The following is a 13874-nucleotide window of genomic DNA, read 5'->3' on the forward strand; positions in this document are numbered from 1 at the left end:
TGGCCCAACAAATAATGTACAATTACACTTGGTAAGGTAGCTAATCAATCACAATAACTTAGGCTTTGGAACAGTTTTATCCATTTGCAATGCTTTGAGTATCATAAACCTGACAAGAGCGAGCACGAATCCCGATTTTTTTTATCGGGAGGAGTAAAGCGGATGGCAGGGCTATCGTGACCGATTGAAACTGGTACCGCTTTTCCAATAAAATTAAAGGCTATATGATGATAAATTTTCTAAAAATCGTTTTCTCTGCACTTTTGGTTTTTATGTGCTACAAAGTGATTTCTACTTCGCTCGAAAGCAACCTTTTTGAGCAATGGGATTTTTTGGGTAGCATTCCGTGGATGCGCGCCACACTTTGGGATTTCTACGCCAACATCTTCATTATCACCTTGTGGATGTTTTATAAAGAAAAAAGTATTATTCTTAAAATCTCTATTACAGTTTTGTTCGTATGTTTGGGTAGCATTGCAACGCTAGCCTATGTTTTGGTTCATTTGTTTAAACTAAAAGAGGGCGAAGGCTTAAAAGAGTTGCTGAGTAAGGTATAGTAGTTTTACGCTTAAGCTATCTTACTACAGTTTCGGCTCGGTAAGTGCGGCTAATGCCTTAAACCATTACATATTTTACTTTATGCCTTTTCAAACAGGACATGTACTTTTAATCGCATTAATTTCATTAATAGCTTGTTGCCTAATTATGGCGCTGGTTTGGCTTTGGGCAAAGCGTATTAAAAACGCAGGTGTGGTTGATGTTTTTTGGGCACTCAATTTTCCCGTAATTACTGTAATTACTTTTTTTTTCTCGCATGGATTTGAGCCTCGAAAAATTTTAATTTGTGGGATGTTTTTACTTGCCGAATTGAGATTAGGCATACACTTATGGCAAAGGGTTATTGGTCATTTAAGCGAAGAAGAGGGTAGGTACCAGCAACTTCGAAAGGAATGGGCCAATCAAGCCGATCGAAACTTTTTCATATTTTTCCAGTTTCAGGCCATTTCAAATGTGATTTTGGCTGTTCCGTTTTTCATCGTAACGGCCAATACCGCTCCAACAATTTCAGTTTTAGAATATATCGGTTTAGCGATTTGGATTATCGCCTTTTTTGGCGAAATGGTTGCCGACAGACAACTTGCTGCTTTTAAGAGAGACCCGAAAAATAAAGGTAAGGTTTGCGATACCGGTTTGTGGCATTATAGCAGACATCCCAATTACTTTTTTGAATGGCTTACTTGGATGGCTTATTTCGTTTTTGCCCTGGCATCGCCGTGGGGCATATTGGCCATTATAAGCCCTGCTGTAATTTTATATTTACTCACCAAAGTTACGGGCGTTCCAAATAATGAAGAGCAGAATTTAAGAAGCAAGCCTGACGCTTATAAGAAATATCAACAAACAACCAGTTCCTTTTTTCCATGGTTTAAAAAAGCTGTATAGCATTAAACCCATAACTTAAAACTTTGCCTTACAATGTGGTACGATAAACTTTTAGAAAACGATAAACTTCCAGATACAGCGCTTCGCCTTGGGATTAGAAAACTTTGCAAACAGCGCCTAGACGATGAAACGCTGGGTGATGAGGAGTTACAGCAAGAAAAATTTATGGATTTGGTTGCTGAGCTCAAGCAATCGCCAATTGCCGTAAATACTGCCGAAGCCAATGAGCAACATTACGAATTGCCGACGCAGTTTTTTCAATATTGTTTGGGTAAGAATTTAAAATATAGCAGTGGCTATTGGAAACCAGGCGTTAAGGATATCGATACCTCAGAAGACGATATGTTGGCCCTAACCTGCAAACGGGCTGATTTACAAAACGGGCAAAACGTTTTGGAATTGGGTTGTGGCTGGGGTTCGCTTTCCTTGTACATGGCCGCGAAGTTTCCGAAAAGCACTTTTACAGTGGTATCAAACTCTGCAACACAGAAAATTTACATCGATGACACTGCAAAGCAAAGAGGAATAGCAAATTTAACGGTATTAACAGCCGATATGAACACCTTCACCATTGCCGACACTTTTGATAGAATTGTTTCTGTAGAGATGTTTGAGCACATGCGCAACTATAAATTTTTGCTAAACAAGGTTGCGGGTTTCTTAAAAGCTGGTGGAAAACTGTTTGTGCATATTTTTACACACAAAACCTTAGCGTATAAATTTGAAGTAATTGATGAAACCGATTGGATGAGCAAATACTTTTTTACTGGCGGTATTATGCCTTCAAATCATCTATTTTTCTACTTTAACGATGACCTTAAAATTGATAAGCATTGGGTAGTAAATGGAACCAATTATGGCAAAACATCAGAAGCATGGTTAAGCAACATGGATAAGCATAAAAAAGAAATTATGCCCATTTTGGAAAATACCTATGGCAAAGATCAAGCAGTAAAATGGTGGGTGTATTGGAGATTATTCTACATGTCTTGTGCAGAATTGTTTAACTACAATAAAGGGAATGAGTGGATGGTTTGCCACTATCTTTTCGAAAAAGTTTAAATCACCTAGGAGATCAAAGTTTTAATTTACAGGCTTTTTGAAAGTGATGCCGATTAATTTGGCATAACGATAAAATTAATAAACATGCAGACACTAGCCATTATTGGTTCAGGAATAGCAGGAATGGGTTGTGCCCATAAATTGCAACACAAATACGACATTACCTTGTTTGAGCAAGCCGATTATATTGGCGGGCATACTAATACCGTTACCCTTCAAGAAGATGGAAAACCCATTTACTTGGATAGCGGCTTTATGGTTTTCAATTATCAAACCTATCCTAATTTAACGGAAATGTTTGCCGAAATAGATGCTCCTGTGATCAAAACCGACATGTCTTTTAGTGTGCAGTTTTTGCCTAAAAAATTAGAGTATAGCGGTTCTAGTTTAAATCATTTGTTCGCACAGCGGAAAAATTTATTTAACATTTCTTATTTGAAGATGTTGATGCAGATTAACCGTTTTAATAAGCAAAGTGTAGAGATTTTGGATCAACCGCAATATCAAGATTACTCCATTGGACGATTTTTTAAAGAATTTGGATATAGTGATGACATGCTTTGGCAATATCTGATTCCGATGAGTGCTGCGGTTTGGAGTGCGCCAATGGAACAAATTTTAGATTTTCCGGCGGTAACGTTAATTCGCTTTTTCAAGAATCATGGTTTTTTAGGTCTAGATACACAACACCAATGGTACACCTTAGAAAATGGAAGTCAGTCTTACCGGGAAAAGTTGATTGCCCCTTTCCGCGATCGCATTAAAATCAACAATAAAATCGTAGCGGTAAAGAGATTGGAGAACGGAAAAGTAGCGGTCGAAAATTCGATGGGGGAGAAATTTGAGTTTGATAAGGTTATTATGGCAAGCCATGCAGATGAAACCTTCGACATTGTAAAAGATAAGACAGTGTTAGAAACAGAACTTTTATCGAAATTTAAATATCAACTTAATAAAGCAGTTGTGCATACCGATGAAGCCCAAATGCCCATAGCCAAATTGGCTTGGAGCAGTTGGAATTACCGTGTAGAAAAGCATGGCGACAAGTTGTTGCCGAGTACAATTTACTGGATGAATAGCCTGCAAGGGGTTTCTAAGAAAACCAATTACTTTGTATCGATAAATCCAACAGAAACTTTAAATGCGAAAAAAATCGTAAAGGAAATCGATTACCACCACCCTTTATTTGATGTTCCAGCAATGCAAGCGCAAGAGCGTTTACATGAGCTTAATTTAGATGGTCCAATTTACTATTGTGGCAGCTATTTCAAATATGGTTTCCATGAAGATGCTTATAAAAGTGCCGTAGATTTGTGTAAAGGACTTTAAGTGTTTCGATAATTTCAACCGATTTGCATTTTTGTGCAGCGCCAAACATTAGGCAAAAAATATTTTCTTAATTTGTAAAACTAATGCCAACGAACTCTTACATATATACTGCGAAAGTGATGCATCATCGCATAACGCCCAAAAAGCATGCTTTTTGGTATAACGTGTATATGTTTTACATCGATCTAGATGAAATAGATGCTTTGGCAAAAGAACTTCGTTGGTTTAGTAGAAACCGGTTTAATCTGTTTTCTTTTAGAGATAGAGAACATTTGCAATTGCCAAAAGATCATCCTGACCAAACAAAAAATACGCGCCAACATATCGAAGATTATTTGAAAGAACAGGGGGTTGATGGCTCCAATTTAAAAATTAAGCTACTCACCAACCTAAATGTGCTGGGCTACAATTTCAATCCGGTATCTTTTTATTACTGTTTCGATGCGCACGAAAACCCAGTTTGTTGTATAGCCGAAATCAGTAATACCTACAGAGAAATGAAACTTTTTTTCTTTGGGAAGGCCGAATTGGAGGGTGATACTTTTAAAAAAATTACGACAAAATACTTTTATGTTTCGCCGTTTATAGATCATGATGATTCTTTTGATTTTAGTTTGAAAGTACCCACCCAAAAATTGGATATTAAAATAGATGATATTGATAAAAGCGGTAAAAAGTTCTTTTACACCACTCTAAAAGGCGATAGAAGGTTAATCACCAACGGAAGCTTACTTAAAAGCTTTTTTTCTATACCCTTAATTCCTTTACAAATTATGGGAATGATCCACTGGCAAGCTTTGAAATTATGGCTAAAAAAACTATCTTTTCATCCTAAGGCCGAAAACCCTGAACTCCAACGCAACGTATATAAACCATATAAACCATAACATAACGCTCAATAGAATATGAATTCGCTAGTCGCTACCAAAACATCCACTAGTTTTTTCGAAAGAATTGTAATCAATGCCCTTTCTAAAATGACCTTAGGTAAATTGGAAATTACTTTACCCAGTGGTGAAAGCCTTGTTTTTGGCAATGGTGAACATAAGGTAGAAGCGAATATTCAAGTGAATCACCCGGATTTTTTTAAATCGATTGCTTTGTATGGCGATATTGGTTTTGGCGAAGGTTATACCGATGGACTTTGGGAAACCTCGAATATTACAAACGTAATCAAATGGGTGATCTTAAATATTGAGAATGCACCATCCATTACAGGAAGCAAGGTAAATTCTGTTGCGCTTAATTTATTTAAATGGGTAAATAAGCTTACACACATCCGCAGGGCTAACACCTTGGCCGGTTCGCAGAAAAACATTTCAGCACATTACGACTTGAATAACGATTTTTTCGCGACGTTTTTGGATAAAACCATGACCTATTCAAGCGGGTATTTTAGTCCTGACAGTTTAAGTTTGGAAGAATCTCAATATGCAAAATACGATAGATTGGCCAAACAACTCAAAGTAAAATCAACCGATCATGTGCTTGAAATTGGAAGTGGTTGGGGTGGCAATGCAATTTTCTTAGCCAAGAATTATGGCTGTAAGGTTACTTCTGTAACCATTTCGAAAGAGCAGCAAAAACTTGCCGTAGAGCGCGTTAAAGCAGAAGGGTTGGAGGCTAAGGTTTCTATCATCATTCAAGATTATCGTAAAATTACGGGTACCTTTGATAAGATTGTTTCCATTGAAATGCTAGAAGCTGTAGGACATCAGTATTTGGAAACTTATTTTGAAAAGTGCCATCAGCTTTTGAAATCAGACGGGATTTTGGCTTTTCAAGTGATTACTTCGCCAGACTGTCGTTACGACAAACTCAGAAACGGAGTAGATTGGATTCAAAAACATATCTTTCCCGGATCTCTGTTGCCATCGGTTGCTGCCATAAATAAGGCCATTAATAACACTGGCGACCTCACCATGGTTGATTTAAAAGACATGGGCCTAGATTATGCCAAGACACTTCATCTCTGGTTTTTAGAATTTAATAAAAATTTAGATCAGGTTAAGGCTTTGGGTTTTGATGATAAGTTTATCAGAAAGTGGAATTACTACTTAAACTACTGCGAAGCTGCCTTTGGCATGAGAAATATTAATGTAATGCAAATGGTTTATTCGAGGCCAAATAATATAAATAGATAATAATTAGGCATAGCCCGATATGTAATTTTACAATTTGTGTGCTATTGAACTTTCAAGTCCTTTCTGTTCCCCTTTTTTTTAGTTTTTTTTTAATCCTATTGTTTTTAAGTCAGTTATAATTTTTATCTGATTTAGAAATTATATCCTTTTTTTTCTGATTTGCTATTTTTTTACCTAGAAAAGTCAGACCTTTGCCGACCAAACAACCAAACTCATGTAGAAATGATTTTACACATATGTATGTGTAACAAAATCCTTTTTGCGAAGACTAAAACTAAAGACTAATCAATTATGAAAAAAATTATACTTCTTTCCCTCATCCTAGGAACTATATTAACTGCTCAAGCCCAGTTTCCGGCAGGGGGTTTTGGTGGGGGAGCGAAAAAATCTACAGTAACGGGTCGTATAACCGCTACCATATTAGATTCCCTTACAAAAAAGCCGATTGATTACGCAACAGTATCTTTAGTGAACGCTAAAGATAGCAAATCTGTAAACGGGGGCGTAACGGATGAAAAAGGAAAACTATCTCTACAAAATATATCACCAGATTCATACAAACTGATGATTGGTTTTATGGGATACAAAACCAAATCGGTGGCAGTAACTACTACACCAGCTAAACCTGATGTAAACTTGGGTACCATTTACATTTCTTCTACCGCAAATGCTTTGGCAGATGTTCAGGTACAAGGCACAAAGGCTGTAATTGAGAACAAAATCGATCGCATGGTTTACAACGCTGAAGCCGATGGTACAAATGCCGGTGGCGATGCAACGGATGTAATGCGTAAAGTGCCAATGCTATCCGTAGATATGAATGGAAACGTTCAACTTCGTGGTGGTGCAGTTCGGGTTTTAATCAATGGTAAGCCCTCGGGTACTATGGCAAGCAGCGTAGCTGATGCTTTAAAGATGATTCCTGCCGAACAAATTAAAAGTGTTGAGGTGATTACAAGCCCATCCGCTAAATACGATGCGGAAGGTTCTGGTGGTATCATCAACATCATCACCAAAAAATCTAACGCACAAGGTGTTAGCGGAACGGTTAATACATCAGCAGGTACGCGTCAAAACAACGGTTCCTTTAATTTAACGGCAAAAACAGGTCGTTTGAGTTTAAATACTGCTGTAGGTACCAATCTTTCTTATGCTCAAAACTCTAGAGTCGTTATCGTAAGTAATACTCAATTGAATTCTGGTGGTTTTAATAATGTAACACAGGATGGTTTTTCTAAATGGAGCCGTAACGGATTAAATGGAAGTTTAGGTGTTGATTATGATTTTAATGCTTATAACAACATCAGTTCAAATGTAAAATTTAATCGTTTTTCTAACGGAGGGCCAGGTCAATCCGAATTCATCACCAATGGTGTAATCAGCCAAAACATTAATGATATGGATATGACCTTTAACAATATGGACTGGAATGTAGATTACAAGAAAACCACCAAGACAGAGGGCGAAGAATTTTCCATCTCGGCACAGTTATCTACAGGACGCACACCACAAAGTTTTAGCAATACATTCATAGCTCAGGGTGCTACAACAGGCAATACCTTGGTAGCAAGCAACACCGGTAAAAACAATGAGTACACCGCGCAAACGGATTATACCTATCCATTTAATAAGAAAACAACTTTAGAAGTTGGCGCGAAAGGCATTTTCCGCAACATTAAAAGCCAATTTGATAACTCCGCCCAGGATTTTAACTATAACCAAAATGTGGGTTCGGCTTACGGTGTAATCAGTTTCGATTTAACTAAAAAAATGAAACTTAAGGGTGGTTTAAGAGCAGAATACACGCAAATTGACTTCAATACACAAACCAGCGGAATTCAGAAAAATGATTATTTTAATTTATTCCCAAGTGTAATCCTATCTCAAGCGCTAAAAGGAAATGCAACCCTTAAATTAAGCTATAACCGCAGGGTGCAAAGGCCAACCCAATCTTATTTAAATCCGTTTCTTAACAGCAGTAACCCTGTTAGCCTATCGCAAGGAAACCCTTTCTTAAGTCCTGAGTTGAGCGATAATTACGAGCTTGGTTACAGCACTTTTATTAAAGGATCAGTTATCAACGCATCTGTTTTTTACCGCCGTACGGGTGGAGTTATTGAAAGTTCCCTTACTACCTTAGGAAACATTCCGCTAACCACTTACATTAATGTGGGTACCGCTCAAACTTATGGTTTCAATATTTTCGGATCTTACAATCCAAAACCAAAATGGACATTGATGAGTAATTTCGGTTTAAATACTTACGGCGTAACCAATAACATTACGGGTGTAAGTACCGGAACCTATATGAATTACAATATATTTGCCCGTTCTGCTTATGGATTTGGTAAAGGTTTTAATTTCGAACTTTTTGGTGTTGTAAACTCTCCACGTAGAACCTATCAAGGTAAAACCGATGCACTTTTTTTCTACGGAGCTTCATTTAAAAAAGAGGTGTTAAATAAAAAAGGCAGCTTTGGGGTAAATGTATTAAATCCTTTCAACCGCGATTTACACATTCAAACCGTTAACAATTCTGTAACCGCAACAGGTTCAGTGTTTCAAAGTCAGAATATTTATTACCCACTCCGTTCTTTTGGTGTTAATTTTAGTTACTCTTTCGGTAAGCTTAAATTTACGGAGAAGAAAAAAATTAAAAACGACGACATTAAGCAAGAACAGCAACAAGGTGGCGGTGGCATGGGCGGCGTACAAAATTAAACCCAATTCTACTCATATACATTTGAAGCCTTCTAATTTTTATTGGGAGGCTTTTTCTTTTAATAATGAGGCAACTTAACATCCATTAAAATGCCGAATTTAGTCTCTTTACGTTTGTATTTGGCTTCCAAAGCTTTTAAACTACATTTTTTGGCCAAGGAATCACAGAACATAAAAATTTGGTGAACCGAAGATTTAGATGCCCTTTGCATTATATGTTCTTAGGTTGCTTAGTCGGTTCAATTTGATTTTGTTTACTACAACTATTTTTTGATGAATGATACGCCTCCTTAGTTTTTCAGGTTTATCATTATTATCGCAAACACCTTAACTTAGTCTTTTAAATATTTGAGATGAAAGAAAGTGCTGGATTACTGTTATACCGCCGAGTTGAAAATGATCTAGAGTTCTTCTTGGTGCACCCCGGGGGTCCTTTCTTTGCCCGGAAAAATGAAGGGTTTTGGACAATCCCGAAGGGAGAACCTCTGGGAAATGAAGATCTATTCCTCACCGCCCAAAGAGAGTTTGAAGAAGAAACTGGCTTCAAGCCGAACGGGAAATTTATTGAGTTAAATCCAATCATCCAGAAAGGTGGCAAAAAAGTGACATGCTGGGCATTGGAAATGGATTGCGACCCGTCTCAACTGATTAGTAATACTTTCGAAATTGAATGGCCACCCCGCTCGGGTAAGATGAAAAGTTTTCCTGAAATAGATCGTTCAGAATGGTTTAATTACGTAGAAGCCGTTAAGTTCATCAACGAGAAACAAATCGCCTTGCTTGATGAATTGAGACAAAGCCTCGAATTGTAAAATTCTTATACACATCCTCAACTATTCTTTAGAATTTGGATATTTACAGATGGATTGCATGCTCTAGTTGTTTTGAATTTAGAACACGAGCTTAGGCAAGATTCCCCCAAAGAGTTACAACAAATCAAATGAATATGACCAGAATAGGTTGGATTGGGCTAGGCAATATGGGTATCCCAATGGCAGAGCAATTACTAAATGCGGGTTACCCCGTAGTGGTTTACAATAGAAGCAAAGCTAAGGAGGCTGCCTTAAAAAACTTAGGTGCCGGCATTGCGCCATCTCCAAGAGCGTTGTTAGAAGAAACTGATGTCGTCATCATTATGGTTTCAGATGACAAGGCCATACAGGATATTTTTGATGGTGAGGATGGTTTGCTTTCAGCTAAAACATCCAATAAAATATTGATTAACATGAGTACAGTTTCGCCTAAAATTTCGAAAGAAATGGCCGAACGTTGCAAATCTGTTGGAAGCTTTTATCTGGATGCACCCGTATCAGGAAGTGTTAAACAAGCAGAAACTGGTCAGTTGGTAATTATGGTAGGGGGGGAAGAGCAAGTTTTCCAAAAAGTTAAGCCAATTTTAGACAAACTTGGAAAGATGACACTGCTTGTGGGGTTAAATGGAGCAGGAAATACGGCAAAATTAGCCATAAACTCGTTGCTTGCACTTTACGCACAGGGTTTGGCAGAAACCGTTATTTTCGCCAATAAAAATGGTATCGAAACTTCAGATCTACTTAACCTGATTAACAACGCAGCATTAGGTAATATTTTTACAAAAATTAAAGGCGAAGCCATTATCAGCGACAACTATAAAGCAGCCTTTGCGTTGAAGCACATCGTTAAAGACCTCAGCCTAGCTAGAGATGAAGGCATTTCTTCTCCATTGGCTAAAACTGCCTTTGATACGTTTAAAAGTGCTGAACAGACTTATGGCGAAAGCGACATCATCGCCATTATCAAAGCGCTTGATTAATCAATCATAAAAAGCCTTTGAGGTCGCCGAATAATATTTTGCAACAAAAATCAAAATGATCTTTAAAAGTTAAATTACGCTTGAGGGTATTGCATCGCTGCTTTTATGCCCTTTTGTTACTTATGTGGTTCAAAATAAATTTTGCTCGCTACTATTATTTTGGTTTATGATGCAGCCTCAAAGTGGATTATGCACAAACTTTTACTACACATTCTTGTTAAATTTGTTTACTAAACTGAATAAAATCAATAAATTATGAACGTTACATTAGAGCAGGCACAACAAATCATTAAAGCAGCCCAAGCCAAGGCCGCAGAAATCAATACCAAAATGAACATCGCAATTGTAGATACTGGAAGTAATCTGGTTGCTTTCGCCAGGATGGATGGAGCATGGTTGGGTTCAGCAGATATTGCACAGAAAAAAGCAAAAACAGCCAACTGGTTTAACATGGATACCAAAGCATTAACACCATTGGTACAACCGGGGCAGCCATTGTTCAATATCGAACATTCCAACGGTGGTTTAATTACCTTTCCAGGAGGTGTAATTTTGAAAAGCTCATCTGGCGAAATTATTGGCGCAATTGGTGTTTCAGGAAGTACAGTTGATGACGACCATACAGTGGCCACAGCAGGAGCGGAAGCTTTATAAGCAGATAAAATCATTTTGTCAAAACCCTCATCAAGGATTTAAAGTGCTAAATCCTTGATGAGGGTTTTCTTTTTTTGGAGCAATTTGAAAAGGTTGGTTCTATTGAGCAATTTCTCATGTTCCTTTCTTCCACAAATCGATTCCAGTATGACATTTTGCCGCAGGATTAGAACCCATAGATTGAATCCACTTTATGCATAATCCACTTCACAAGAGTTCAATAACGTTTTCAATATTATTTAAATAAAAATAATAAAAAAAAATAGGCTACCCATTGTTTCGTACGAAAACTATCGTACCTTTGAAATATGAAAAGTAATTCTTCAGAAAATAGTTTACCAGAACCGACCAAAGCAGAGCTGGAAATCCTTCAGATTTTGTGGGAATTTGGGCCATCAACGGTAAGATTTGTAAACGATAAGTTGAACGAGCAAAAGGAGGTGATATACACTTCCACTTTAAAGCAAATGCAAATCCTTACCGAAAAAGGCATTTTGACGCGTGATGAAAGTCAAATGAAGCACATCTACATTCCGGTTGAGGCAGAAGAGAAAACTAAAGGTCAGTTGTTAAATCGTTTTGTGAACACACTTTATAAAGGCTCAGCTTCTCAGTTAATGATGCAGATTTTGGGTAACGAGAAAACCTCGAAGGAGGAGATTGAAGAGATTAAAAAACTTTTGAATGACATGAATTAATTAAAATCCCTGAAGAACCACAACTATGGAATTTAAATTTATAGATCTTCTGCCCGAAAATTGGCTTCACGCCTTGGGTGCCACCTTGTTTCATTCCCTTTGGCTTGGTGTTTTGTTGGCTTTGGCAAGTGGCTTGGTGATGTTTACAACAAGAAAAGCAACCGCAACCTTGCGTTACAACTTGCTAACCGTTTGTTTGTGTTTATTTGTTGGAGCTATCGTACTTATGTTTGCACTGCAATTGCAAAAACCAATTCAGGTTACAGATCATCATCCTAACAATCCAGTTGCATCGGCCGTAAATCAGCAAGGCGTATCGGCATTACAAGTAAATGATGTTCAATATAACATGTCAACAGCTTTGAACGATTTGCTGGCCTTGTGGAATACTTACGCTTATCAAATCGTTCTGATTTGGTTTTTTATTATTTGTATTAAAAGTATTCAGCTCTTGGTGGGCTTGAATGGCATCTTTTACTTAAGAAATAATAAAGTTTATCCAGCCGGAAAAAAATGGGAAGAAAGGGTTGAAACATTGGCTGAAAAATTAAAAATCAAGCAACAAATTAAAATTGTTCAATCGGGTATTGCAAAAATGCCGATGGTTGTTGGAAACTTTAAACCATTGATATTAGTCCCCTTAGGTTTATTGGGTGGCTTATCAAATGACCAGATAGAAGCCATTTTAGCACACGAATTGGCACACATCAAGCGAAGAGATTATTTGGTGAACATCTTGCAAAGCTTTATCGAAATCGTATTTTTCTTCAATCCAGCAGTTCTGTGGGTATCCAATTTAATTAAAACAGAAAGAGAACATTGTTGTGATGATATGGCCATTGGCTGTGTTAACGATCGTAAAAATTATGTTCAGGCACTCATCTCATGTCAAGAGTTTAACCAAAACGCGCCTGTATTTGCAATGGCGATAATGGGTAGAAAAAATACTTTATTGCACCGTGCAAGCCGAATGTTATTCAATACAAAATCAACCTTAAACAAAATGGAAAAAACAATCTTAACCCTCGCATTAGTCTCGGTAGTGGTTTGTACAGCCGCATTTAAAAATGTTGGCCGGGCAACAAAATCTACTGAAAAAGGAATTATTAAAACCTACCAAGTTTTTCAAGACACCACGAAGAAATCAGCCAAAAAGAAAGTAGATCAAGCCTCTGATAAAAAGGTAGGCGCAATTGAGCCTTCAGAAAATCGCTCAGACGATTCGATGGAAAAGGCGATTGAAGAAAAGATGAACCGAACTGAAAAGTTATTGAATCAAAAAGAAAAGGCGCTTTCAGTTGAGGATAAAAAGCGGGTGGAAGAAGACGCCAAAATTGCCATAGAAGATGCAAAGCTTGCAAAAGAAGATGCTAAGTTGGTAATAGAAGACAAAAAGAGAGCAGAGGCGGATAGAAAATGGGCAGAAGAAGAAAGGAAATTCAATGCCAACCAAAATAATTCGCAACGACGTAATCAAGATGCGGCCTATAAAGCTGCGCAAAAACGTTATGAGGAGGATGCGAAGCGGTATGCAAAATCAGCCGAAGCTTATGCAAAACGTGCACAACAATATGCTAAAAGAAGTCAGGTTTATGGCACAGCCTTACCTCCAATGCCGCCAGCTCCAGCAGCTCCTTTAGCCATGCCAGTGCCACCAACCCCAGCTTTGCCACCATCGCCACCTGCACACACCTCTACACCACCATTACCTCCGGCCCGCAAAGCCAAATCAAGTTCAAAATCAGTTACCAAAACAGATTCGGAACATGTTGTTTCTACAATAACCGAAACCGATGGAAACGGTCGTGATTACACAGCAGACATTAATCAAGATCTTTTAAAAGATAAAATCATTACAAACACGAATAAGCTTTCCTATCAATTGAACAAGAATAGTTTAGTGGTTAATGGCGTTAAGCAAAGCGCCAATATTCACCAAAAGTATAAGTCCAAATATTTGAAGCAAGAAAGTCATTCGTTAAACTATAACTACGAGATAGATCGTCAAAATTAACTGAAAAAACGAGATAC

Annotated in this window: 11 protein-coding genes and 1 pseudogene; all 12 read left to right on the top strand. The window is 37.6% G+C overall.

Going from position 1 to position 13874, the window contains the following annotated elements:
• Window positions 1–224 precede the first annotated feature (224 nt).
• The 12 genes and pseudogenes from DHW03_RS16395 to DHW03_RS16450 all read left to right on the top strand — a co-directional run bounded on the left by DHW03_RS16395 (window position 225) and on the right by DHW03_RS16450 (window position 13857).
• Entirely contained in the window at window positions 225–557 is a 333-nt protein-coding gene (locus DHW03_RS16395; RefSeq protein WP_109926925.1) for a DUF1475 family protein, read from the top strand.
• Between the two features lie 82 nt (window positions 558–639).
• The gene (locus tag DHW03_RS16400; RefSeq protein WP_109926926.1) at window positions 640–1443 is read left to right on the top strand and encodes a DUF1295 domain-containing protein; all 804 of its coding nucleotides are present in this window, start codon (window positions 640–642) and stop codon (window positions 1441–1443) included.
• A 33-nt stretch (window positions 1444–1476) separates the two neighbouring features.
• Window positions 1477–2505, top strand: a complete 1029-nt coding sequence (locus DHW03_RS16405; RefSeq protein WP_109926927.1) for an SAM-dependent methyltransferase — start codon at window positions 1477–1479, stop codon at window positions 2503–2505.
• 84 nt (window positions 2506–2589) lie between these two features.
• Window positions 2590–3834, top strand: coding sequence for an NAD(P)/FAD-dependent oxidoreductase (locus DHW03_RS16410; protein WP_109926928.1), 1245 nt, complete (start codon window positions 2590–2592; stop codon window positions 3832–3834).
• A gap of 83 nt (window positions 3835–3917) precedes the next feature.
• A complete protein-coding gene (locus DHW03_RS16415) occupies window positions 3918–4721 on the top strand; it encodes a DUF1365 domain-containing protein (protein ID WP_109926929.1) in 804 nt (267 codons plus the stop codon).
• A gap of 18 nt (window positions 4722–4739) precedes the next feature.
• Complete coding sequence (locus DHW03_RS16420) at window positions 4740–5978, top strand: SAM-dependent methyltransferase (RefSeq protein ID WP_109926930.1); 1239 nt, start codon at window positions 4740–4742, stop codon at window positions 5976–5978.
• A 291-nt stretch (window positions 5979–6269) separates the two neighbouring features.
• Complete coding sequence (locus DHW03_RS16425) at window positions 6270–8699, top strand: TonB-dependent receptor domain-containing protein (protein WP_109926931.1); 2430 nt, start codon at window positions 6270–6272, stop codon at window positions 8697–8699.
• A 353-nt stretch (window positions 8700–9052) separates the two neighbouring features.
• Window positions 9053–9511: an NUDIX domain-containing protein gene (locus tag DHW03_RS16430; RefSeq protein ID WP_109926932.1), complete on the top strand. Its 459-nt coding sequence runs from the start codon at window positions 9053–9055 to the stop codon at window positions 9509–9511.
• Window positions 9512–9630: 119 nt separating this feature from the next.
• Window positions 9631–10491: pseudogene (locus DHW03_RS19710) on the top strand (NAD(P)-dependent oxidoreductase); the annotation flags it as partial.
• A gap of 255 nt (window positions 10492–10746) precedes the next feature.
• Window positions 10747–11145 carry a GlcG/HbpS family heme-binding protein gene (locus DHW03_RS16440; protein WP_109926934.1) on the top strand — a complete coding sequence of 133 codons (399 nt, stop codon included), beginning with the start codon at window positions 10747–10749 and terminating at the stop codon, window positions 11143–11145.
• A 308-nt stretch (window positions 11146–11453) separates the two neighbouring features.
• Complete coding sequence (locus DHW03_RS16445; protein ID WP_109926935.1) at window positions 11454–11843, top strand: BlaI/MecI/CopY family transcriptional regulator; 390 nt, start codon at window positions 11454–11456, stop codon at window positions 11841–11843.
• A gap of 25 nt (window positions 11844–11868) precedes the next feature.
• Complete coding sequence (locus tag DHW03_RS16450) at window positions 11869–13857, top strand: M56 family metallopeptidase (protein ID WP_109926936.1); 1989 nt, start codon at window positions 11869–11871, stop codon at window positions 13855–13857.
• Window positions 13858–13874 lie beyond the last annotated feature (17 nt).

This window comes from Pedobacter yonginensis, assembly GCF_003173595.1.
Classification (GTDB): domain Bacteria; phylum Bacteroidota; class Bacteroidia; order Sphingobacteriales; family Sphingobacteriaceae; genus Pedobacter; species Pedobacter yonginense.